The sequence below is a fragment of the Veillonella sp. 27098_8_77 genome, assembly GCF_041431535.1.
Lineage (GTDB): Bacteria > Bacillota > Negativicutes > Veillonellales > Veillonellaceae > Veillonella.
Window position 1 is genome coordinate 52,922 of sequence record NZ_JAPVXW010000008.1, and the last position, 22,946, is coordinate 75,867.

23 protein-coding genes are annotated in these 22,946 nt (G+C 40.6%); 19 read left to right on the plus strand and 4 right to left on the minus strand.

Features of this window, described 5'->3' with window-relative positions; all coding sequences use genetic code 11:
• Nucleotides 1-19 precede the first annotated feature (19 nt).
• The 6 genes from O3617_RS06195 to O3617_RS06220 all read left to right on the plus strand — a co-directional run bounded on the left by O3617_RS06195 (nucleotide 20) and on the right by O3617_RS06220 (nucleotide 5,305).
• Complete coding sequence (locus O3617_RS06195) at nucleotides 20-997, plus strand: M23 family metallopeptidase (protein ID WP_371449171.1); 978 nt, start codon at nucleotides 20-22, stop codon at nucleotides 995-997.
• A 715-nt stretch (nucleotides 998-1,712) separates the two neighbouring features.
• Nucleotides 1,713-2,291, plus strand: a complete 579-nt coding sequence (locus tag O3617_RS06200) for a cob(I)yrinic acid a,c-diamide adenosyltransferase (RefSeq protein WP_301836445.1) — start codon at nucleotides 1,713-1,715, stop codon at nucleotides 2,289-2,291.
• Between the two features lie 42 nt (nucleotides 2,292-2,333).
• Complete coding sequence (locus O3617_RS06205) at nucleotides 2,334-3,464, plus strand: hypothetical protein (RefSeq protein ID WP_371449172.1); 1,131 nt, start codon at nucleotides 2,334-2,336, stop codon at nucleotides 3,462-3,464.
• A 23-nt stretch (nucleotides 3,465-3,487) separates the two neighbouring features.
• Complete coding sequence (locus O3617_RS06210; protein WP_038123670.1) at nucleotides 3,488-3,865, plus strand: GerW family sporulation protein; 378 nt, start codon at nucleotides 3,488-3,490, stop codon at nucleotides 3,863-3,865.
• Nucleotides 3,866-4,070: 205 nt separating this feature from the next.
• Complete coding sequence (locus O3617_RS06215; protein WP_005375856.1) at nucleotides 4,071-4,529, plus strand: OmpH family outer membrane protein; 459 nt, start codon at nucleotides 4,071-4,073, stop codon at nucleotides 4,527-4,529.
• Between the two features lie 182 nt (nucleotides 4,530-4,711).
• Nucleotides 4,712-5,305, plus strand: a complete 594-nt coding sequence (locus tag O3617_RS06220; protein WP_371449173.1) for a hypothetical protein — start codon at nucleotides 4,712-4,714, stop codon at nucleotides 5,303-5,305.
• Between the two features lie 111 nt (nucleotides 5,306-5,416).
• Here the strand turns inward: O3617_RS06220 and O3617_RS06225 are convergent, their stop codons facing one another.
• The 4 genes from O3617_RS06225 to O3617_RS06240 form a co-directional block, all read right to left on the minus strand.
• Nucleotides 5,417-5,773 (minus strand): MmcQ/YjbR family DNA-binding protein, encoded by a 357-nt coding sequence (locus O3617_RS06225; RefSeq protein ID WP_371449174.1) that lies wholly within the window; start codon nucleotides 5,771-5,773, stop codon nucleotides 5,417-5,419.
• Between the two features lie 228 nt (nucleotides 5,774-6,001).
• The gene (locus O3617_RS06230; RefSeq protein ID WP_371449175.1) at nucleotides 6,002-6,289 is read right to left on the minus strand and encodes a cupin domain-containing protein; all 288 of its coding nucleotides are present in this window, start codon (nucleotides 6,287-6,289) and stop codon (nucleotides 6,002-6,004) included.
• 264 nt (nucleotides 6,290-6,553) lie between these two features.
• Nucleotides 6,554-7,219 carry a hypothetical protein gene (locus O3617_RS06235; protein ID WP_371449176.1) on the minus strand — a complete coding sequence of 222 codons (666 nt, stop codon included), beginning with the start codon at nucleotides 7,217-7,219 and terminating at the stop codon, nucleotides 6,554-6,556.
• 78 nt (nucleotides 7,220-7,297) lie between these two features.
• Nucleotides 7,298-8,254 (minus strand): DUF1858 domain-containing protein, encoded by a 957-nt coding sequence (locus tag O3617_RS06240; protein ID WP_371449177.1) that lies wholly within the window; start codon nucleotides 8,252-8,254, stop codon nucleotides 7,298-7,300.
• A 404-nt stretch (nucleotides 8,255-8,658) separates the two neighbouring features.
• Here O3617_RS06240 and O3617_RS06245 point away from each other — a divergent pair, with 404 nt between their 5' ends.
• The 13 genes from O3617_RS06245 (at nucleotide 8,659) to O3617_RS06305 (ending at nucleotide 22,775) form a co-directional block, all read left to right on the plus strand.
• A complete protein-coding gene (locus O3617_RS06245) occupies nucleotides 8,659-8,865 on the plus strand; it encodes a DUF1659 domain-containing protein (RefSeq protein WP_005375915.1) in 207 nt (68 codons plus the stop codon).
• A 124-nt stretch (nucleotides 8,866-8,989) separates the two neighbouring features.
• A complete protein-coding gene (locus O3617_RS06250) occupies nucleotides 8,990-9,211 on the plus strand; it encodes a DUF2922 domain-containing protein (protein ID WP_016476269.1) in 222 nt (73 codons plus the stop codon).
• Nucleotides 9,212-9,410: 199 nt separating this feature from the next.
• Nucleotides 9,411-10,652 (plus strand): DNA/RNA nuclease SfsA, encoded by a 1,242-nt coding sequence (gene sfsA, locus O3617_RS06255; RefSeq protein WP_371449178.1) that lies wholly within the window; start codon nucleotides 9,411-9,413, stop codon nucleotides 10,650-10,652.
• Nucleotides 10,653-11,098: 446 nt separating this feature from the next.
• Nucleotides 11,099-12,799, plus strand: a complete 1,701-nt coding sequence (locus O3617_RS06260; RefSeq protein WP_371449179.1) for an McrB family protein — start codon at nucleotides 11,099-11,101, stop codon at nucleotides 12,797-12,799.
• Nucleotides 12,774-14,111: a hypothetical protein gene (locus O3617_RS06265; protein WP_371449180.1), complete on the plus strand. Its 1,338-nt coding sequence runs from the start codon at nucleotides 12,774-12,776 to the stop codon at nucleotides 14,109-14,111. Before O3617_RS06260 ends, O3617_RS06265 begins: the two co-directional genes overlap by 26 nt.
• A gap of 34 nt (nucleotides 14,112-14,145) precedes the next feature.
• Nucleotides 14,146-14,394: a hypothetical protein gene (locus O3617_RS06270; protein ID WP_371449181.1), complete on the plus strand. Its 249-nt coding sequence runs from the start codon at nucleotides 14,146-14,148 to the stop codon at nucleotides 14,392-14,394.
• Between the two features lie 42 nt (nucleotides 14,395-14,436).
• Complete coding sequence (locus tag O3617_RS06275; RefSeq protein ID WP_371449182.1) at nucleotides 14,437-14,592, plus strand: hypothetical protein; 156 nt, start codon at nucleotides 14,437-14,439, stop codon at nucleotides 14,590-14,592.
• 100 nt (nucleotides 14,593-14,692) lie between these two features.
• Nucleotides 14,693-17,158: a DNA gyrase subunit A gene (gene gyrA, locus O3617_RS06280; protein WP_371449183.1), complete on the plus strand. Its 2,466-nt coding sequence runs from the start codon at nucleotides 14,693-14,695 to the stop codon at nucleotides 17,156-17,158.
• Between the two features lie 220 nt (nucleotides 17,159-17,378).
• Entirely contained in the window at nucleotides 17,379-17,750 is a 372-nt protein-coding gene (locus tag O3617_RS06285; protein ID WP_371449184.1) for a hypothetical protein, read from the plus strand.
• Nucleotides 17,751-17,922: 172 nt separating this feature from the next.
• Nucleotides 17,923-18,999 (plus strand): Fic family protein, encoded by a 1,077-nt coding sequence (locus O3617_RS06290; RefSeq protein ID WP_371449185.1) that lies wholly within the window; start codon nucleotides 17,923-17,925, stop codon nucleotides 18,997-18,999.
• A gap of 46 nt (nucleotides 19,000-19,045) precedes the next feature.
• Nucleotides 19,046-19,438 carry a hypothetical protein gene (locus tag O3617_RS06295; RefSeq protein ID WP_005375898.1) on the plus strand — a complete coding sequence of 131 codons (393 nt, stop codon included), beginning with the start codon at nucleotides 19,046-19,048 and terminating at the stop codon, nucleotides 19,436-19,438.
• 338 nt (nucleotides 19,439-19,776) lie between these two features.
• Nucleotides 19,777-21,198: an ATP-binding protein gene (locus tag O3617_RS06300; RefSeq protein ID WP_371449186.1), complete on the plus strand. Its 1,422-nt coding sequence runs from the start codon at nucleotides 19,777-19,779 to the stop codon at nucleotides 21,196-21,198.
• 146 nt (nucleotides 21,199-21,344) lie between these two features.
• Nucleotides 21,345-22,775 carry a [FeFe] hydrogenase, group A gene (locus O3617_RS06305; RefSeq protein WP_371449187.1) on the plus strand — a complete coding sequence of 477 codons (1,431 nt, stop codon included), beginning with the start codon at nucleotides 21,345-21,347 and terminating at the stop codon, nucleotides 22,773-22,775.
• The last annotated feature ends 171 nt before the right edge of the window (nucleotides 22,776-22,946 follow it).

The window sequence follows — 22,946 nt, forward strand, 5'->3', positions numbered from 1 at the left end:
ATGCATGATGAGTTGAGGAATGATTAAAAGTAAGGAAGGCATTTTGAAAGTACCAAGTATTTTGAGTTCTGTAGTGTCTCATAATGGTGATAACTGCACCATTACATTGAGTCATAAACAAGCGAAGATTGTAGCTGTAGTGGCTGTAATCTTATTTGTAGCAGCACTTGTTTTATCCATTTGGGGCATTGCACGACAAGCGGAAATCGTTCAATTGCGTCAACAAACACAATTGCAAACAGAACAATTAAAACTGTTACAACAAAAAACAGAAGTGTTGGATAAGAAAATCCAAAACTTAAATCAAATTAGTGAAGAAAATAAACAAATGTTGAAGGGTGCTGAGTCCGGCACGCCATCTCAAGGTGGAGGAGACGGTTCTGACCCAAAGCAGGAAGCCGCTAGCGATGAGACTAGTCCCACGCTAAGTGCGGCACAACTTTCAGCAAGACTATCTAAATTAGATAAGGATGCACAACAATTATTAGTTAGCTTCTACACGATGCGCAACATCTTGCGCGACGGTGGGGCTCAAGACATTGCTGCATTGCAACAATTGAACTACACCACAGGTTCTGGTGGATATACGAATAGTACAACACCAAGCATCTGGCCAAGTAAGGGCGTTATTACATCGCCTTATGGCAGCCGTGTCGATCCTGTGACCGGCGCTGCTAGCGCATTCCACGAAGGTGTCGATATCGCCGATGATTACGGCACACCTATCGTTGCAACCGCAGCGGGTACCGTAACATTCGCTGGCTACACCGAAGGTGGTTATGGTAACCTCGTGGAAATCGATCACGGCAACGGATTTGTGACCCGCTATGGCCACAATAGCGCCGTTCTCGTTACACCGGGTATGACCGTTAAACAAGGCCAAGTCATTGCCGTTATGGGCAGTACTGGTAAAAGTACTGGCGCACACGTACACTATGAAGTGCGGATTAATGGGTCCGCGGTTGATCCCATGGTATTTTTGCCAATTAGTAATTAAATACGCTATAAGACGGGATACCCCCTGTTCGAAAGCCGACACGCTACTGCGCTACGCGGAGCCCGAAGTCGTTTTCGAACAGGGGGTACCCCTTTTTACGCTATATTTTAATTACTAAAATGGCGGGATGAGGAAAGCTACTGCGCTTACGCGGAGCCCGAAATCATTTTCAAGAGGGGTCTATCTTTTTTCTATCCGAATTTAGTTGACTAATTGGCATGAAATACCATTGGACAACTTAAGTATAAGGAGGAGCCCGAAGTTGTTTTTTGGAGGGTGCTCCTTTTCTACGCTATATTTTAATTATTAAACTGGTGGGAGAGGGGAACCTATGTAACAAGTATTCATTGCATTTCTTCCCAAACGGCTGGGTTGGTAGTGATTCATATACCATAATTGCTACGATTATTGTATAGGGAAGGAATAGATATCCTTTTTGTGAATTAAGGCAGGTAATAAATCTGTTCCTCATATATGATTTGTATACTAATAAAAAGGGTTGAGGGGGCTGAAAAAATGACTTTGGCCCTGCGAAGGCCGAAGGCCGTAGTCAGACCCGGCCGGTGGAGTTTTTTCGGCCCCCTCAGCCCTTATGTTTATGTATGTAATTGTAATAAGGAACAGATTTTTATGGACTATATTGCATAATAAGGATATCTATTCCTTTTCGTCTATAAATATTGTACAATTATGGTATATGAACGGAGGTATATCTATGAAGGCCTATGTACAAGTTTATACCGGCGAAGGCAAGGGTAAAACGACGGCTGCTATCGGCCTCGCTATACGTGCTATAGGCGCTGGCAAAAAGGTTCTATTTTTACAGTTCATGAAGTCTAAAGTGTATAGTGAACATAATATTTTACCGACCCTTAAAAATATTACATTAGAAACTGTAGGTAAACCGTTTTTTATCATCAAGGAAGGCATGAAGAGCAAGGATGAACTCGCCAAATGGGGTGATGAGGTAGTTGTATTTGAATCGGGCAATCCGCCTAAGGATTATGTAGCGCTTATTGAAAAGGGTTATGAACGCGCGTTAGAGGCTGTATCTAGCGGCGACTATGATTTGGTGGTTCTCGACGAATATAACATGGCTTTGTTCTTTGAACTCATTGATTGGAAAAAGACGGAGGCTCTATTAGAGGCTCGCAATCCGGAAACTGAACTTGTGTTTACGGGGCGTGGGGCACCGCAAGAACTTCTTGACGCAGCCGATCTTGTGACGGAAATGAAGGAAGTTAAGCATTATTACATGCAAGGTGTAATGGCTCGCAAGGGCATTGAAAATTAGAGCATACTTTCACAAATCCCATAACCTAAGGAGGTGATGTGGTTGAGTATAGTCGCTATTGTAGCACTCGTCGTAGTGCTTCTCATCGTAGCGCTGATCATGATTATCCTACTAACGCCAATCACATATAGCATCGAATGGAACGGCAGGACGCCGTACCGCGTAGAATTGTCGGTCAAATGGCTATGGCGCGTGCTGTCGCTGCATCTCGCATATTTCCAGGGCAAACCATTTTTTAAAGAACTTTATCTATTAGGTATGCAGAAAATAGGCCCTGTGAAAGAATACGACGAATGGATTCAACAACGGGTTGATGACGAATATCAGAAGGCTGTTGACGAATTTGAAAATGATCCGATGGCTGCGCAAGCGGAAGCAATGATGAAAGCCATGCAAGGCGGTGGCCAGGGCAGCACTGAACCGACTGGGCCGACGACTGCTGGTGCTTCTGGTGAAAGCCTAGATGCTACGTGCAGTGCAGGGGCATCTTCGGATGAGCCAGGTAAACAAGTTCGCGTTGAGCGTGTGGACGCATCTAAGGATGACAATAAGGGCGCTGAAGCGCGGGCTGCACAATATGATTCAATCCGCGATAACCCGACGATGAAACCTGATGATGAAGTGGTGGAAAAGGTCACTTTCAATAGTGATGGCACCGTAAAAGAAAAGGTATTTGCGAAAATTGACGGTTTAAAAGATAGCGTGAAATCGCGCTTTCAAAAACCAGATCCTAACGATCCGGTGGCCAACTTTAAATCGAAAATCCCAACCTTTTGGTTTATGAAACATGTGACGAATACGGAATTGTGGCGTCAATTATTGCTTGTTTCTAAGCGGTGTTATGACCATTCTAAACCACGGGATATGGCCGTTGAAGGGCGTATCGGCATCGGTGATCCTTTTAAGGGTGGCATGCTTGCTTCGATGTTGTACAGTATCTGGCCTGAACAGGCTGAACATATTGAAATCGATTATTTACATTGGCATTTAGAAGGCAGCGGCCATATTAAAGGGCGTATAATCCTAGGCGCGTTGGCATGGCACGGCACGCGATTCGTGCTTTCGCAACCAATGCGTGCACTCATAGCTGAAACGGTCAAGGTCGTTTGGGTTAAGCGCAAAGAAAAGAAAGAATTAGAACGATTGAAAGCGGAACAAGCCGCTAACGCATAGTTGACATCAGTGGAGGTACTACGATGGAGAACAGTAACGTAAAAGAAAATTTAGAAGTCCTTTTTGAGAAGTTCAAAAATATGATTAAGGTGGAAACTGTAGTAGGTGAAGCGGTGCAAATCGGCGATACTACATTGGTTCCATTTGTGGACGTAACATTTGGTTTCGGCACTGGCACAAACCACAACACATCTGGCAAGAACCATGAATGTGGCGGCGGTGGCGGCGGCGCTCGCATGGAACCAAGCGCTGTGCTCGTAATCAAAGGCGAACGCATCGAGTTGTTCAACATTAAAGGCAATCCTTACAGCAGCAGCTTTGATCGCCTTATCGGCTTGGTGCCTGACCTCGTGTCCAAATTGAAATCCGATAAATACATCTATCTTAATGACGAACAATAATAGATAGTAAATTTTTAATAAGGGTTCATGATGAATTCATGGATCCTTATTATTATTTAATAGTATACAATTTAATTATTAGATGCTATATCTTATCTTTATTTTTAGAGGGTTTTTACTTGTGAAAGCAAGTTAGATTTGATATAGTAAAAATAGTGCATTACATGTTTGTGTAATGAAACTTTACTGTTCAGGAGGATCTCAAATGAAATTAACTAAAAAATTGACAACATTAGCTATCGTTGGTGCTATCTCCGCTACCACTGCTGTGGCAAGCGCTGCTAACATTGGTTTGGTGCAAATGAGTCAAGTTGTAAATAGCTATCCTGGTTACGGTGCACTTGATATGAAAATGCAACAAGTAGATGCACAATACCGTCCACAAATTGAAAAGAAAATGCAAGAAATCGACAAAATTAAAGATCAAGCTCAAGCAGAAGCAGAATTCAATAAATCCGTAGCTCCATTGTTACAAAAAGAAAATGACGAAGTGAATAAAATTGCACAACCTATGATGCAAAACATTCACAACGCTATCGAATCCGTTCGCGTTGAAAAGAAAATGGACGTTGTATTAGACGACCCATACACAATCCGCGCAGCTGATGCAAACAGTAACGTTGAAAATATTACAGATGAAGTAATTAAACGTCTAAAAAAATAATATTTTAATGTCGTTTTGGCGATAGGTAAAAAGACACCCTCCTAAAAACTCCACCGGCCGGGTCTGTTCCTTTGGAACAGGGCCAAAGTCGTTTTTAGGAGGGTGTCTTTTTTCTCTCTAAATCAAACATAAAATATTATTTTTTTAGACTGTAGGGAGAAAGGGATAAGGAGGTTTTAATTATGTCGATTATGCAGGTTTGTTGGAGTTTGATGCGGTATCCTCGGTCTAAGGGGATTCCGTATATTATGGAGCATGGTACGTTTGATCAAGCGCTAGTTTTTATGTTGTGTTTGTTTGGCATTATGCTCGGTTTGTCGGTGGTGGAAAATATTATTATCTTTTTCATCACGCCTGTAACCATGCTCGATACGATTATATCGATTTTAGGCTTTATTTTTGCATGGGTTTTCCTAAAAGGGCTTTGGTTCATATTGGCCCATTTTTATGTGAAAGCCACTAGTAATCGTGATGTTACGTTTAAGGACACGTTTATGGCTGTTTCGTATGCGATGGCCTTTGATTTACCTATAACTGTATTGTCCTTACTCGGTGCGGTACTTGTTGTTGTATTAAGCCTTGCCGGAGCCGGTATGATTGCGTTTGGCGTTCAATTTATTTTGGGCCTCATTACATTTGTATTGGCCCTATATTATATACTTTGTTCACTTGGATTATACCGCCAAATGTTAAGGACCACATCGATGCATATTATTATCATTGCTATTGTATATACTGTACTTTTAATAGGTGCATCTATGATGTTACGAGTATAACTGAACGATATTTGATATTTTTATATTATGTAAAAGCACAAAACGAGCTTAGAATCAATCTAAGCTCGTTTTATTTTGTATGGTAAATGGGTGAATGAAGAATTTAGTATTTTATTTAGTTAATCGATAGCTCATGTCGAGGAGCATTTTTATTCTTTCAGTAGGCACGGAACCATCCAACGAAACAGTTAGCCAGTTAGCCTTATTCATATGATAGGCCGCATATATGCCCGGTTCCTTGCGAAAGGCACCGATCATGGTTGGATCGCATTTGATATTTAATACGTCGATGGGTCTAATTTTCGACCAACCTAATTTATCGGTGGTAATATTCATGACTAGGGCGAACCATTTATGATTACCTTGATGGCGGTATACCTTATAATGTGGAAACTGCGTCCAAGGCATATTGGTAGTAGTATCCTCAAATTGATTGTGAATATAGGCTTCTAAATCTTCGCGTGTCATGTAGATCCCCTCTTTCTCTCTTATGTAATTAGTATATTATCTTATGAAAGCTACTGCAAGTAATAAAACTATATTCTATAGAAATATGGTTATGAAATTAAGTTATTAGGTCAAAGAATGTAAAAAAAAACACCTATATATGGTAATAGTTACTGTTTTATGTAACTTACCACGTATAGGTGCTTTTTATATAGAGTCTAATGAGAGGAGGAGGTTATCTATATAATCTTATTCAGGTTTATGAACGAGGTTTACGATAAATTCGCTATCTTCAACAAGCGTTGCTTGAATGTAGTTATCACCGTTAAATTCAAGAACTTGGCCCGGTACGAGTTCATGTTCTTCTGTTTCATTAAGGAATACTTGAACTGTGCCCTTTACGACAGTGAAGATAACATTGGCTTCAGGGTGATTGTGTTTTTCTACCTTTTCGCCTGCTTTGCCACCTTTTTTCACGATTACGTAGTTAGGGCCTTGGAATAATAGACCTAAATCTTTTTTTACTGTGCCTGCCATGATGCTGCACCTCCTATATTTGAAAGTATATGAATAATGATTTATCCTATGCTTTTATTATAACTGATATTTCTTATCAATTCTGTGTCTATAGCTACAGTTTTGAAAGTAATTTTTTTAGGCACATATATTAGGTACTTAGACATAAAAAAACGAGCGTAAAATTTTACGCCCGCGTTTTCATTCGTTTTTCGTACGTTTCGCCCGTTTATCGCTCATTTTTCGTTTTTTTACGACCGTATAAGCGAACGATATGGTATGTATTTATTTTTTAGCGATTGTGTATAAGCGTGTGCCATTTTCTTCTGTTGTGATAAGCTCAAATTCAGGATCGATAGCTTTCACAAAGGCTTCGAACCATGTTTGGTATGCGAGCATCATGAATTTAGGATCCACGCCTGCGGTGCGCCAGTAGCCAGCTTGTAGGCGGTGGTCGCCAACCCATGTGAAACGGTCAGCGCTATCCTCAATGATTTGGTCGCCGCCATCGCAAGGCATGCCGTTTACATAGAAGTTTTGAAGGGCATTGTAGATGGCAGGAGCCGTATGTTCTTCAAGGCTATCTTGAGCCACGACGCCGCACGCTTGGCCTTGTACTGCGAAGGCATCGAGAATAGCCGTAACCACGTGGATGGCGTTTTCATCAGCATTTGTATCGAGCATGTCTTTGATAAAAGCCGCTTCGCGGACGGACGCCACGTTGATTTGGTTAGCAAGCCAACCGTGGATGTTGTTGTGGTCGATGATATTTTCTAATGGAATGCTAGGGTTGATTGGTTCGCCGTATGTATCTACGGAGATGGAGTGCAATTCTTCAGCAAGATCATCTACGACCTTTGTTGTTTTTTCAAGAATTAAGTTTTCTCGTTCTACGAGCAATTGAATTTTACGGTATAACCAGTAGTGAATGTGACCTAAAAATGCGGACATGTGAAACTCCTTTGTATAAATTTCTATGATAATGGGGAAGGGACCTATGTATTTACATAGGTCCTTATATATTTCTAATTATGCACCTTTGCGGGCTGTTTCTAATTTGTTAACCAAATCGTACACGTTAACGCCGTGGATTTCAGCGGCTTGCCATAGTGGTTCCATCGTAGAGGATGGGCAACCGAGGCAACCCATGCCGATACTTTGTAGTACAGGTACTGTATTCGGATACATATCTACGATGTCGCGGATAATCGTATCCGGTGTAATTGGTTGACCTGGTTCAAGGCTTGGCGTCTCAACCTCTGGATCATTGCCGTGACCTGGCAAGTTAATAACTGGTTCCGCCGCTTTCGTTTCTGTAGAAGCCCCTTCGAGGTCGCCCAATACAGCTTCTTTGAAAGCATCTAAGCCGATGCGGTCGATAAATTCACCCATGCGTTCGATTTGAGCATTGGCTTTGTAATATTCGATGATGCGATCCACAAGTGCAAGGGCTTCTTTTTCTGTTGTTACCTCTGCAATGAGGTCGCCAATGCGTGGATGAGCGCCACCACTGCCGCCTGCATAAACGCTCCAGCCCTCAACAGAACCGATAACGCCTACATCCTTCATGCGGCTTTCAGTACAAGAATTGATACAGCCGGACACGCCGATTTTCATCTTGCTAGGCATTTCTTGAGACAAATATTTGCGTTCCAATTGCATGCCAAGATGCACGCTGTCTTGTTTAGCCCGTTTACAGAACGTTGTGCCAGGGCAAATTTTGACGCTGCGCACGCGGTTGGACACCATGTACGCCGGTTCCATGCCGAGCATTTCCCAAGCGGCATCTACGTCCTCAGCTTTCAAATTCGTAATCATAATGCGTTGGCTGCCAGTTAGTTTAAGAACTGCGCCAAATTTGTTCGCCACATCAATGTATTTTTGCAATTGATCTGGTTGAATAAAACCCGCTGGAACACGCGGTGTAATAGCATAACGGCGTTGGCCGTTTTTAATTCGTTGTAAATTTCCTGCGATTTGAGCCATTGTAATCCCCTCTAAATTGTAATGAACTACTTATATTCTATCATATATTTTCACTGTGAAAGCCCCTATTAGCACATGCTAGAGACGATGTGTTTTGACGGTGTACGTCCAAACGATACATGCTCTAGAGAGCTAGTAAGAGATCGATATGAAATGATTGTTATCATCATTCCAAATTACATATACTAGTATAATTCATTTTACAATAAAATAATGTGTCCCAAGCTACAAAAAAACAAAAATTTTTGGCACTGTTTCACGTGAAACTAAATACAAAAGTACGGCCCTAAACCTTGATTTGGGGTCGTTTTTTCAGGGGTAAAAATATTATTCCTCTTTTTGAAACGAATTTGCTTGTCACGAGCCTCCTTTTGGAATGTATATAGGTGAAAGGAGGTGATCAGATGGCTGAACTAAAACGCACAAAGTTAGTGTTACGTTTTAATATCGGTACGGAAGAAAAGCCGAAGTACAAAGACGTCACTTTCACACGCGTCGCTGAAGAAGCTACTGATGATGCGGTTAAAATCGTCGGTACTGCATTGGCTGGTCTTTATGAGAACACCATTGCTGACGTAATACGCGTCAACGAAGTATCCCTTGGTCATTAATGTGCTTTCACTCATAATAGTTAGCACATAATGGCTGCGTGAAGGTTCGTAGTAATCCAAACCCTGTGGACCTATCGCGATCATTCCCATCCCTATGTATATGAATCAGAAAGGAGTGCCCAACATGGCTGATAAACGTGTGGTATATCTTAAATTTGCTACAGTCGATGGTAAAAGCGCATCGATCACAATTAGTGGACCTCGCACTGGCCTTACTTTGGAACAAGCTAAAACGGCAGCTAATGCGCTAGTAGCGAACAAGGTAATCTTAGGCTCTGGCGACGCTCCATTGGCAAGCTTTACCTCTGCCAGTGAAGTATCTACGCAAAGTAAAGATTTGCAATAAAACAACATATCGCTAATGCATAGATAATTCTATCCCATCTGTGCTTAGCACAACTATCGCTGTTATGCGATGAATATCTTATCCCTGGTCATATGATAGCCTCGGAACCTGTCATATGACGCCTCCCAGCGGGCCGCTCTTCGGAGTGGCCCGTTTTGTTGTATAATGAACCTAGAATTATCTTGATGTAGGAGGAACGATGAAGGTTCTATACGATACAATTTTGAAAGCAACTTATACAGGCCGGCCCAATCGGTTTGTGGTGACTTTGGATCTTAATGGTGAAAGCGTACTTGCTCATTTACCAAATCCAGGTCGTATGTGGGAACTGTTATTTACCGGTGTCACGATGTATATCGTGCCTCATGATAAGCCTGATGCGAAGACGAAGTACCGCGTTGTAGGTATTGAGCGGGATGGCGTGGTTATCATGCTCGACACGAATTATAGTAATGATGTGGCTCAACATTTGATTGAACATAAACTCATCCCTGGGTGGGAACAATGGCGCGTTGTACGGCGTGAATATACCGTAAAACTACATGGTGCGACATCACGCTTTGACCTGCTTCTCACCAATGACGAAGGTGAGGAGTTCTTACTAGAGGTTAAGTCTTGTACCTTGTTCTCCAAGACCGGTGCCATGTTCCCCGATGCCATTACAGAACGGGGACGCAAGCATTTATTGCACTTACGGGAGCTTCAAGATGAAGGCTACCATACGGGTGTACTATTCCTTGTACAATGGGACCAAGCTCAATGGTTCTTGCCAGATTACCATACGGATTTAGAATTTGCTACGACCTTTAAAGAAGTAGCTCCGTACCTCGACTGGAAAGCCGTTGCTGTAGCGTGGGATGAGACTTTCACCATGCCTACCGTGACGCGCGCCTGCACCTATCCGAGCTATGTTCTCGATAGCGAAGCGCACGATAGTGGCGTGTACATCATGGTGATGCACCTTGACCATGAACTGGACCTCGAAATCGGTTCCAAGGGCATGATGCATTTTAATGCAGGTTATTACATGTACGTCGGCTCCGCCAAGGCGAACCTTACGAAACGCATTGAGCGCCATAAGAGAAAACGCAAGAAAATGCACTGGCACCTCGATTACTTCCGCGGTTACTGCGAAATGATAGCGGCCGTGCCAATTCGTACAAGTGGTCTGCCTCTTGAAAGCTGGAGCTTCACCCATGAACCATACCCATCCATGCCGAGCATACCAGACCCTGATGTAGAAGTGAGCGTTGAATGTGCTTTGGCTGATGCGGTGCGCGCCATTGCCGTGTGGGACGTACCAAAATTTGGCTGCTCCGACTGCGATTGTACAAGTCATCTGTTTGGAATGACCGAAAATCCAATACATAATAAAGAATTTATGGACGTGGTAGAAGAATTCAGGATGAATCAGCTGGATTCGATAATTGTTGAGGATTAATAAATCAATATGCTCAAGATGTGTTATCAGTTATTTCCAAAATGGAAACAACTGATGATGATATGATAAAAGGACGTGTAAATCAATTTGATTTGCACGTCCTTTATATGTATTGAGATTTATATTGATAACTGTGTTTTGGGATTACAATCCCTAAAGGGATAAAAAATGTGGTGAATTGGGATTGTAATCCTTAAACTTGTTAAAATCGTGCGAAATTAGGATTATAATCCCTAAATATTTATTGATTAGAATAAAATTATACATTCTGGAGTGTTACTTATAGGTTTATTAAGATTATGATCATTATAGCTCTTATATTTCAAAGAACCTGTATTTTGAATTTTGTAAAAATGAGTTTTTTATAGTCGGCTGTTTATATATATTGGAGCATATTATGTTAAAATATGAATAATAGATGAATAAACTTTTTGGGAGATGTAAGCATGAGTAAAATAAATTATTGGATAGTAAGTGCTGATATAAAAAAATGGAAAGCAGAACTTGGTGCGGACTTCAATACTTGGGAAGATTGGAAAGAACCTATTAGTTATAATTTTTATGGTGATGATAGCAAAACTAAACGCCGAAATTTTACTAAAAAGATTAAAGTTGATGATATAGCCCTTATTTATGCTAAGGCTAAGGGGCTTATAGGCGAGGGGAGGTTTATAAACGTTATTCCAGATGATAAGTTGATAATTCAACCTATAAGTATCTGGCGTAGACCAATTAGTTTAACTGAAATAAAAAATAACTCTATATTAAATAAAATATATGTATCAGCAATTAAGTTTCATGCTTCTTTTAGTAAATGCTCAGAGGAGGCATATAAGGAGGTGGTACAATTGAAGTGTATTAGTGTACATAATGAGGATATAAAATCGTATGCTAAAAAATTAATTTCAGCTAAAAATATTATTTTACGAGGCGCTCCTGGAACGGGGAAAACATATCTTTCTAAACAGATAGCAGCAAGTATTATTACAGATAATAGAGAGACTGATTTGGATAATCTTACTGAAGAACAAAAGCAGCAAGTAGAATTTGTACAGTTTCATCCTAGTTATGACTATACGGATTTTGTTGAGGGCTTGAGGCCTAGTCTTGGCAGTGATGGTAAGATGGAATTTGTATTGAAAGATGGAATTTTTAAGAGCTTCATTGAGAAAGCGAGAGTTGACTACGAAAACTATTCTTTAAAGTCTGAAAAGACGTTGGGTAAAGAGGCGATTATTCAAAATATAATTAATCAATTTCTTTCTAATAGTTTATCTAATATGCAAGTCTTTCAAACTAAGACGGGTAATAATTTTAATATTACTGGATTTAATGAGAAGTATATAGTTATTTCTATACCAGATAATGATAAAGCGAATATGCTTCAATTGAGTTTGAAAAAATTAAAGGAGTTGTTAATATCTGATAAGAAGTTTGAATCGGTTAAAGATGTTATGGAGTTCTTTAATGGTAAACACCATACTCAAAAAGATTCATATTACTTTTCAATTTATAAAGAACTTGAATTTGACAAGATAACTGCTAAAAAAGACCATAATAAGGTAGAGATAAAAAAAGGTAAGTTAAAAAAATATGTATTCATTATTGATGAAATTAATCGTGGTGAAATTTCCAAAATTTTTGGTGAATTATTCTTCTCTTTAGAGCCTGGATATAGAGGGGAAATTGGAGCGGTATCTACACAATACTCAAATTTATATGATGAAACTGATGAAAAATTTTATATTCCTGAGAATGTATACATTATAGGAACAATGAATGATATAGATCGTTCTGTAGATAGTTTTGATTTTGCTATGCGTAGGCGTTTTCGTTTTATTGAAATTACACCAAATGATCGTGAGAGTATGTTAGATTCTTTGCCTCCAGAAATAAAAAAAGATACGCTTAATAGAATGAATGCTTTAAATAAGGTAATTGCTGAAACTGAGGGATTAAATGAAAATTATCAGATTGGCCCATCATACTTCCTACATCTAAAAGATATTGATGATAAAGATTTGTGGACTGATTATTTGCAGCCCCTTTTACATGATTATATTCGAGGTATGTATAATGAAAGTTCTTTAATGGATAGTTTTAAGGTGGCTTATTTTGGTAATGGCGATGAATCTGCTGAGAATTAGAGATAATAGTCAAATTAAGAAAGAAGCATTTTATAAGATCAAAAAACTAGAGACTAAGATTCTTAATGTGACATTAAAAAATCTGGAAAAAGAAGGTGTATTTGTATTTCCAGAAGCAATACTTGAATCTCAAGATCTTGAACAAAGTCAGATGATTCTTCAAGATGAAAATGGTGTCTATAAAACTAGTAATATTATGGGATTTATTGGATATGGAGATGAACGACTAGTTATAAGTTCGAGATTTAGTGATAATCATGAAGATTATTTTTTTCAATATTTGCTTAGTAGAGTGCTCGATACTCCCAATGTTGTAAACCTAGAAACAGATCTTAGCTATGATAATAGTATTGTTAACTATTTATACTTTTTATTTCCATATTTTTTGAGCGTTGCAATACGAAAAGGTCTATTTAAACAATATGTTTATAATGAATATAATGACAGAAATATAAAAGGAGTAATTGATATTGCAAGACATATAAAATGTAATACTCCTTTTATAGGTCGTATTGCCTATAGACAAAGAGAGTTTTCGTATGATAACTACCTTTTGCACTTAATAAGGCATACAATTGAGTTTATTCAGAATAAATCGTTTGGTAAAGCGTTACTTTCAAAGATAAAAAATGAAGTACAATTAGTTGTAGATGCTACATATACATATAGGGTACATGATAGACAGAGTATTATTGATAAGAATGAAAAAATGTTAGTGAGACATGCATACTATCATGAATATAGAGCATTACAAAATTTATGTCTTTTAATATTGCATAATCAAAAAGGACAAATAGGGGTAGGCTATAATAAATTATATGGAATCTTATTTGATGGTGCATGGCTTTGGGAGGAATATATTAACCTATTAATTGGTAAAGATTTTTATCATCCTAAAAATAAATCTCACTCTGGTTCGGAACAATTATTTTCGGGTAATAGACAGCAGGGGCTTATTTATCCAGATTTTATTGGTAGAGATGCAAATAATCGAATTATTGCAGATGCAAAATATAAACCTATAGATAACATCAGAAGTAAAGACTATTTACAAGTATTAGCATATATGTTTAGATTTGATGCTAAAACGGGATATTATTTATATCCAGAGTCTAAGGAAAGAGATAAGGAAGAATTAAGATTAAATCAAGGTACGAAATATGAATCAAATGTAAGTGCCAGAGAAGATATTTATGTGATGAAGTGTGGATTAGAAATTCCTTGTCATACATCTAACTATCAGGAGTTTGTTGATAAAATTAAGATAAATGAACATAAATTTATAAGAAACTTTAGTAATATGCAATCCTAGACAAAGTGAGTTTCGTTTAAAGGGGGGAAATAGTTTGTTAGGTGAATTAGAACATTTACGACGAACTTATGCGAGATTATCTGCTGAATGTATGGATCTATATGGATATTGGAAGCGCTTGAGTAATGGAGAAGAGTGTGACATTGATATAGTTGAGCGCGAAGATTATTCAGCCAAAGTTATTTCTTATGATATGGATAAAGCCGAGTTATGTAATCATATAGAAGACTTGAATAAAGAAATACTTGAAATAAAGAATAAAATTCAAGAAAGTTTGCGTTGAAGATATTTAATTAAATAATCTTAGTCATAGGAGGGGAAATATATGTCTAAATATACTGTTAAATTTCATTATAAAGGTAAAAGTGCATCCACCACTGTAATTGTTGACGCACGAAGTGAACATGATGCTCGTGAGCAAGTCAGAGTAGCGTATGGACAAAGTAAGCCACCTATTATAATTTCTGTTAGAAAAGGGTAGTTTGCAGGGGATAACCTTTATAAAATATAGCGTTAAGACCGCAAAAATGCTATAATTATATGATAATTCTATTATAGTGTTAGTAAAATGAGGTGAGATTGTGGCAGACCAACAATGGTCCCATGGGAATATTCATCCCGTTCAGATTGATAAAGAAATGAAGAACGCCTATATCGATTACGCGATGTCCGTAATCGTAATGCGTGCTCTTCCTGATGTGCGCGATGGCTTGAAACCAGTTCATCGTCGTATTTTGTACGCGATGCACGAAACAGGCATGACGCCTAATAAACCGTACAAGAAATCCGCGCGTATCGTCGGTGACGTTCTCGGTAAATATCATCCACATGGTGATAGCTCCGTTTACGACGCAACGGTTCGTTTGGCGCAAGATTTCAATACGCGCTACCTCTTGGTAGACGGCCACGGTAACTTTGGTTCCATCGACGGCGATAGTGCTGCTGCGATGCGTTATACCGAAGTACGTATGGCGAGAATTACGCAAGAAATGCTCGCTGATATCGACAAGGAAACTGTTGATTTTATGCCGAACTATGATGAAAGCTTGCAAGAACCGACCGTATTGCCAGCGAAGATCCCAAATCTTCTCATCAATGGTTCCAGCGGTATCGCCGTAGGGATGGCGACCAATATTCCGCCGCACAACCTTAACGAAGTATGTAATGGCCTTGAAATGCTCATCGATAATCCAGATGTAACTGTGGATGAATTGATGACCGCTATCAAAGGTCCAGACTTCCCAACTGGGGCGCTCATTTTGGGCCGAGAAGGCATTAAAAAAGCGTACTCCACAGGTCGTGGTAGCGTAAAGATGCGCGCTCGTGCAACCATTGAAGAGATGGCGAAGGGCAAGCATAAAATCGTAGTGACTGAGATTCCGTACCAAGTTAACAAGGCTCGCGTTATCGAAACGATTGCGAACTTGAGCCGAGACAAGGTAATCGATGGCATCACAGCACTTCGTGACGAATCTGACCGTCAAGGTTTGCGCATCGTTATCGAATTGCGCGCTGATGTGCAACCAGATATCGTCCTCAATAAATTGTATAAACATACTCAATTACAAGAATCCTTTGGCGTGATTATGTTGGCCCTCGTGGACGGTCATCCTCGCGTATTGAATTTGAAAGAAGTATTGGGTTACTACTTAGATCATCGCCTCGATGTTATCGTACGCCGTACGCAATTCGAGCTTAACAAAGCTGAAGCGCGTGCTCACATTTTGGAAGGCTTGTTGATTGCCCTCGACCATATCGATGAAGTTATCGCTACCATCCGTAGTTCTCAAACTGACGAAATCGCACGTAACGCATTGATGCAAAAATTCGGGCTTTCAGAAAAACAAGCAGTAGCCATCCTCGACATGCGTCTACGCCGTTTAACAGGCTTGGAACGCGAAAAAATCGAAGAGGAATACAAGGAATTATTGGCATTGATCGAAGATTTGAAAGCTATCTTGGCTAGCGAAGCACGTCAACGTCAAATCATCAAAGACGAACTAGAAGATATGAAGAAGAAATACGGCGACCCTCGTCGTAGTGAAATCACAATCGATACGTCCGACCTTGATGTAGAAGACCTCATCGCTGATGAAGAGATGGTAATTACCTTGACAAAACAAGGTTATATCAAACGCATGAATGCGAACGTATATCGCAACCAACATAAGGGCGGCGCTGGCGTTATCGGCATGAAGACGAAGGAAGACGATTATGTAACGCAAATTATGCATGTTCGTACGCATAATACATTGTTGTTCTTCACGTCCACTGGCCGTACATATCGCCTCAAAGCATACGAAGTGCCTGAAGCAGGTTCCCGTAACTCCCGTGGTACTGCTATGGTCAACGTATTGCCACTTGCTGTGGGCGAATCCGTTACGACTATGATCGACCTCGAACGCATCCATGAAAATGTAAACTTATTCATGGTTACCGAATTCGGTGTTGTGAAACGTACAGCTATCGAAGAATACCGCAACATTCGTCGTTCTGGTCTCAATGCAATCAACCTCGACGAAGGAGACCGATTGATTTGCGTTATCGTAACCACAGGCAACCAAGATATCTTGATTGGTACGAAACTTGGCATGGCGATCCGTTGTAACGAAGAGGACGTTCGTCTCATGAAACGTGCGGCTCATGGCGTGCGCGGCATCAAGTTGAAAACAGGCGACGTTGTTGTAGGCGCTGGTGTTCTTGAGTCTAATGAAAGCGAAGCACAAGTGTTCACCATTTCTGAAGAAGGGTATGGTAAACGCAACGAAGCGGATGCGTACAATGTACAAAAACGCGGCGGTATCGGTACAAAGAACTTCCGCATTAACGACAAAACTGGCGATGTAGTAGCCGTTGAGGTCGTTCACAATGATGACGAAGTAATGCTCATTTCTGAACAAGGTAAAATTATTCGCTTTAACATGAACGACATTGCTGTGAAAAAAGGCAAGGCCATTTCTGGTGTGAAAACACAAAACCTCGACGAAGGTGATAAGGTAGCTAGCATTGCTGTAATTCCTGCATCTGAAATCGAAAGCGAAGATTAATATCGTACACCATATGGATTCGTGTTCTATATGAAAGTAACGAAAATATATTATATCTAACATAGATATGCACAATTGGCGATCACCTATGTGGTCGCCACTCGTGTTATACAGGATGCGTGATGGTCCTGTAGTTGAGACCCTGACACTGTGTTAGGGCCGAACCTTAATCATGCCCGTATATAGTTGAATAGAGAATAGGATTGAATAGGAGAGAATGATGAAAAAATGGTTAGCTGCCATCATGGTGGCAGGATGCATATTTTTCGGTGGCTTTGGCGTAGCTAATGCTGCTGATTGGTATTACGTTGATGCGGACACAGACGATTCCGCGTGGTTTATCGACAACTCATCGGTGTTTAAAACAGATTCTATGGCGCGTATCTTGGTGAAAGCCAACAATGTAGAAGGTTATACCTATATCTACACCGTTGAAATTAATCGCCCGGATAGCACATGGACAGAAGTGAATGCCACTGTGTATAGCCAATCTGGTGTACCTTTGTTGACAAGCAATGAAAAACAAAAACCTGTGAAAATTGAGAAAGATACAATAGGGTCAGAAGTAATGCAGGCCCTTTGGGGAAAATAAAATTTAATTGAATTTGTATGCTTATGTTTCTGAATATTAGCATTCGTATATAGTGTGATAGGAATGGCAGGGAATCGAAAACCTCCACCGGCCGGAGCGGAAAAATATATTTTCCCATATTTTATGGTAAAATTAGGGGAGAAATAGTTTTATAGGGGAAAGGTGGTGTGGTATGCGTAGTTTTGATTATCGGCGGCTTGCGGATTGTCTGTGGGATGGTGAGGTTGTGTCGTTGGTATCTCAGATTCATGAGTATAAAGGGCGGCAGGATGTGTTTGTATCGCAGCGGCCTAGTAGTGTGGCGCGGCTTGTGGATATTGCGAAGGTACAGAGTGTGGAGTCGTCGAATCGGATTGAAGGGATTGTGACGACGAAGGCGCGGATTCGGTCGTTGGTGGCGGATAAGACGACGCCTCATAATCGGGATGAGGAAGAGATTATGGGGTATCGTGATGTGTTGAATACGGTGCACGAAAATTATGAGCATATTATGCTGACGAGTAATATCGTATTGCAGTTGCATCGTGATTTATACGCATATTCGCATAAGAGTATTGGCGGACAGTTTAAGAATGTGCAGAATTCAATTATTGAGCGGCTTGCGGATGGCTCTGAGGTAGAACGCTTTAAGTCCTTGACACCCTATGAAACACCGGATGCTATAGATGAAATATGCCATAGTGTTAATGCGGTTCTTCAAGATAAGTTTGTAGATCCCTTGCTTGTGATTCCTGTATTTATACACGATTTTTTGTGTATTCATCCTTTCAATGACGGAAATGGGCGTATGAGTCGATTGTTGACGACATTGCTGTTGTACCAAAATGGGTATATGATAAGCAAGTTCATTAGTTTAGAGCAGAAAATTGAGCGTATAAAGGACAGTTATTATGCGGCACTGGCCCAATCTGGTGCAGGTTGGCATACAGGCGATGAAGATGTAGTTCCCTTTGTTAAATACATGCTCCGAATTATTTTGGCGGCCTATCGTGATTTTGAAAGTCGCATAGAATTGCTAAAAACATCGTTATCTGCAAAGGATCGTATAAAAATCATAATTAGTGCTACTATTGGCAAGGTTACGAAGACTGGCATTCTTGAGAAACAACCAGATATAGCTGTATCTACTGTTGAAAAGGCATTGAAGGAACTTGTAGAAGAGGGCTTTATCGAACGGCATGGTGTGGGACGAAGTACATTTTACGTAAAAGTATCGCAAAAAATTAGCTTTCACGCAAAATACATTTAATATATGGTATAATAAATTAAATCTGATTTTATATGAGGTGAAATATATGAAAAAATTACTAGGTACATGTTTAGCTGCTGCTGCAATTTGCGCATGCGGTTTCGGTTCTGCTAGTGCTGTTAACTGGCAAGTATTTGGTCAAGATAGTGCTGGTATTACTTGGTCCATCGATCAAGATAGTGTTCAAAAAAGCGATAAAACTGCTACTGTAATGATCAAGGCTCAAGATTCTGAAGGGTATCATTTCATCGCCACTGAAGAATTTAACCACAAAAAGAAAACTGTAAAAGACCAAAAGGTTGTATTGTATAACCCACAAGGTTACGCAGAACGTGAAGATAAAGTTGATGGCAAAGATCGTCCAGTTGTTGCTGGTTCCCCATCCGAAGCAGTGTACAACTTCTTATGGCCACAACAAGCAAAACAAGGTAAAAAATAATATACACCTTATACGACAATGAACCGACCTCCTTAACGTTAAGATTTTTGGTCTAACATTAAGGAGTCACTACAAAGGCAGCTCGAAAGAGCTGCTTTTTGTGTTTTCAGATGAGGAGTGGGGTTGAGTTATAGGACAAAATATGTGGGTGAAAACTCTTGCAACACTAGATAATGTCTGGTGTGATGATGGCTGTATCTTGTTTGTGAATTTAGTATAACGTAATATAGTATAACGTAATATAGTATATCGTAATATACTATATCGTGTTATACTAAAAATATAAAAATTGAAATAGGTGTAAAATAGTGTAATTTAGATCAATGAGGAGGTGCGGTATGGTATTTGTAGGTCGTGAAAATGAATTAGCTTCCCTTGAAGCGCAATATAATTCAAAGCGTTTTGAATTGGCTATTGTATATGGACGCCGGCGTGTAGGTAAGACGTATTTATTACATCACTTCTTAGCATCGCATGATGGTGCGTATATGGTGGGCCTTGAATCTGGTGCAAGTAATAATTTAGAGGCCCTTTCACAAGCGGTATATCGAGCAACAGGCATGATCGAAACCGGTAAATTACAGTCTACATTGCCAAATTTTTCGACGATTACGGCGGCGTTGACCTATTTGTTTGCGTATAGTGTAGACCATCGATGTATATTTATTATCGACGAATATCCGTACTTGGCGGAATCGATTCCGTCCGTTTCATCTGAGCTCCAGGCTTTGATTGATGCGTATAAAAATCGGTCCCAGTTGATGCTCATCTTGTGCGGTTCGTCCATGAGTTTTATGGAAAATCAGGTGCTAGGACATAAAAGTCCACTATATGGACGTCGCACGGCGCAGTATAAAATTAAACCGTTTACGTATATCGAGGCCCGTCAAATGGTGCCGCACATTTCCTACGAGGATAGTGCGATCGCCTTTGGCCTTACTGGTGGTGTAGCTGAATATTTATCATATTTTAGGGATGGTGATTCTCTTGATGAAAGTATTATTTCCTTATTTTTTACGCCAACAGGACGTCTTGTAGATGAGCCATCGAGTCTGTTAAAGCAGGAATTACGAGAGCCGCGCCAGTATAATGCGATCCTTAGTGCCATTGCAAAAGGGGCTAGCCGTAATAACGAAATTGCCACTAAGGTAGATATGACAACGGGGGCTTTGAATAATTATCTGAAAAGCCTTATTGATTTACAGATTATCGAAAAAATACATCCTGTTGGGTCTAAATCCAATAAAAGTATTTATACCATAAAAGATTCTATGTATACCTTTTGGTATCGCTTTGTAGAACCGAACCAAGGGGCTATTGAAAACTTTAATGGCAAGCTTGTATATAAACAATATGTTAAACCTATGCTTTCACATTTCATGGGACCTGTATTTGAAACGATGGCAGCGCAATATGTACAGGCACGCATTCACCGTGGTACGGCGCCGTTCTTACCACAACAAATAGGCCATTGGTGGGGCACAGATACCGCGACGAGAAAGCAAGTGGAAATCGATTTAGTGGCCATGGCGGACATACAAGCAGATTCCAATGCACGGCCTGTGCGTCATCTATTAGTGGGCGAGTGCAAATGGAAAAATGAACCGGTTGGTCAAGATGTGCTAGTATCCCTCATGGAAAAAGCCCGCGTATTGCACGGTGAGCCATACTACTGGCTATTTAGCAAACGAGGATTTGGATTTGTCTCAGACGATGAATGGGTGGAGCTCATCGATGTACCGATGATGTATGAACTATAAAATTTGTTATTTATGAAAGCAAATAATCTTTCAATTCCTACTATCCCAGTACGTTGATGAACTGCCTCCATATTTGTTATGCTAGTACTATAGGAGAAATTTAAACTTTCACAATAGGTATGATTATACAGAACGAGGAGGTCCTCATGTCCCAATTTGAATTTATCGACAAACGCGTGCCGATCGCGCTTGACAACCCGTCCATTTACCACGACATTTCGAAGTGTAAGAATTGCACCTTGTGCCGTCGCGCTTGCGCCGATGTGATGAGTGTGCTTGATTATTACGACCTCGAGGCGACTGGCGATGTGCCGGTATGCATCCACTGCGGTCAATGTGCGGCTGCATGTCCATTCGATTCTATGCATGCAAAATCCGAGCTTGATAAGGTGAAAGCTGCCATTGCCGACCCTGATAAAATCGTCGTCATCCAAACGGCGCCGGCTGTGCGCGTGTCCATCGGTGAAGGCTTTGGCTTTGAACCAGGCACATTCTTAGAAGGCAAAATGGTGAGCGCCCTTCGTAAACTTGGTGCTGATTACGTAGTTGATACGAACTTTGGCGCAGACTTGACCATCATGGAAGAAGCATCCGAGCTCGTGGACCGCTTGAAAAACGGTGGGACCATCCCTCAATTCACATCCTGCTGCCCTGCATGGGTGCGCTTTGCGGAAATCTATTTCCCTGAACTCATTCCGAACTTGTCCAGTACCCGTTCTTGTATCGCCATGGAAGCGGCCATGATCAAGACATACTTTGCTGAGAAAAAGGGCATCAATCCGGCGAACATCGTGTCCGTCAGCGTCAACCCTTGTACGGCGAAGAAGGCTGAAACTAAGCGCGTTGAGGAGAATGCGGCGGCTCGTTATTACGATGATGAAAGCCTCGGCATGGACACGGATATTTCCATTACCACACGTGAATTCATTCGCTGGCTCAATGACGAAGGTGTTGATTTTGAAAGCCTAGAAGATTCCCAATTCGATGATTTGATCGGTATGGAAACTGGTGCATCCATCATCTTTGGTAACACAGGCGGTGTTATGGAAGCGGCTATGCGTACAGCATATAAGCTCATTACGGACAAAGAGCCACCTCCATATGCATTGACCCACCTCGAAGACGTTCGCGGCATGAACGGTGTAAAAGAAGCGACTGTACAACTCGGCGATGATGTAACATTGTCCGTTGCTGTTGTACATGGCGGTAAAAATACCCGCGATTTCCTAAACGCTTTGAAAGACAGCGGCAAACACTATGACTTTATCGAAGTTATGGCTTGCCCTGGCGGTTGTATCGGTGGCGGTGGTCAACCACGCACCAAATTACCACAAGCCGTAAAAACAAAAGAAGCCCGCATCGGCGGACTTTACAAAGCTGATGAAGAGTACAAATACGTGGCATCCTATGAAAGCCCTGAAATCCAAGAACTATACAAAAACTTCTTGGGCGAACCATTAGGACACAAAGCACACGAACTATTACATACACACTTCACAGATCGTAGTGCACAACTAGGGGACCGCAAAGATGTGGTGCCTGAAACATGCCCTACATCACCTAAATACAAAGGGTAATTATAGATGCTCCCAGGGGATCCTAAAAAACTCCACCGGCCGGATCTGTTCCTTCGGAACAGGGCCAAAGTCGTTTTTTAGGTTCCCCTGGGAGCTTTCTCTATGTACGTTTGTAGTTTAGGTGATGCTAGGGCATTGGGTATTCATAGATGTGTGATATAATAAACAGAA

Bases quoted from the DNA above. Each gene is read 5' to 3' on its own strand.
- O3617_RS06195 (WP_371449171.1), top strand. From the start codon at position 20: ATGATTAAAAGTAAGGAAGGCATTTTGAAAGTACCAAGTATTTTGAGT.
- O3617_RS06200 (WP_301836445.1), top strand. From the start codon at position 1,713: ATGAAGGCCTATGTACAAGTTTATACCGGCGAAGGCAAGGGTAAAACG.
- O3617_RS06210 (WP_038123670.1), top strand. From the start codon at position 3,488: ATGGAGAACAGTAACGTAAAAGAAAATTTAGAAGTCCTTTTTGAGAAG.
- O3617_RS06215 (WP_005375856.1), top strand. From the start codon at position 4,071: ATGAAATTAACTAAAAAATTGACAACATTAGCTATCGTTGGTGCTATC.
- O3617_RS06220 (WP_371449173.1), top strand. From the start codon at position 4,712: ATGTCGATTATGCAGGTTTGTTGGAGTTTGATGCGGTATCCTCGGTCT.
- O3617_RS06225 (WP_371449174.1), bottom strand. From the start codon at position 5,773: ATGACACGCGAAGATTTAGAAGCCTATATTCACAATCAATTTGAGGAT.
- O3617_RS06230 (WP_371449175.1), bottom strand. From the start codon at position 6,289: ATGGCAGGCACAGTAAAAAAAGATTTAGGTCTATTATTCCAAGGCCCT.
- O3617_RS06235 (WP_371449176.1), bottom strand. From the start codon at position 7,219: ATGTCCGCATTTTTAGGTCACATTCACTACTGGTTATACCGTAAAATT.
- O3617_RS06240 (WP_371449177.1), bottom strand. From the start codon at position 8,254: ATGGCTCAAATCGCAGGAAATTTACAACGAATTAAAAACGGCCAACGC.
- O3617_RS06245 (WP_005375915.1), top strand. From the start codon at position 8,659: ATGGCTGAACTAAAACGCACAAAGTTAGTGTTACGTTTTAATATCGGT.
- O3617_RS06250 (WP_016476269.1), top strand. From the start codon at position 8,990: ATGGCTGATAAACGTGTGGTATATCTTAAATTTGCTACAGTCGATGGT.
- sfsA (WP_371449178.1), top strand. From the start codon at position 9,411: ATGAAGGTTCTATACGATACAATTTTGAAAGCAACTTATACAGGCCGG.
- O3617_RS06260 (WP_371449179.1), top strand. From the start codon at position 11,099: ATGAGTAAAATAAATTATTGGATAGTAAGTGCTGATATAAAAAAATGG.
- O3617_RS06265 (WP_371449180.1), top strand. From the start codon at position 12,774: ATGGCGATGAATCTGCTGAGAATTAGAGATAATAGTCAAATTAAGAAA.
- O3617_RS06275 (WP_371449182.1), top strand. From the start codon at position 14,437: ATGTCTAAATATACTGTTAAATTTCATTATAAAGGTAAAAGTGCATCC.
- O3617_RS06285 (WP_371449184.1), top strand. From the start codon at position 17,379: ATGAAAAAATGGTTAGCTGCCATCATGGTGGCAGGATGCATATTTTTC.
- O3617_RS06290 (WP_371449185.1), top strand. From the start codon at position 17,923: ATGCGTAGTTTTGATTATCGGCGGCTTGCGGATTGTCTGTGGGATGGT.
- O3617_RS06295 (WP_005375898.1), top strand. From the start codon at position 19,046: ATGAAAAAATTACTAGGTACATGTTTAGCTGCTGCTGCAATTTGCGCA.
- O3617_RS06300 (WP_371449186.1), top strand. From the start codon at position 19,777: ATGGTATTTGTAGGTCGTGAAAATGAATTAGCTTCCCTTGAAGCGCAA.
- O3617_RS06305 (WP_371449187.1), top strand. From the start codon at position 21,345: ATGTCCCAATTTGAATTTATCGACAAACGCGTGCCGATCGCGCTTGAC.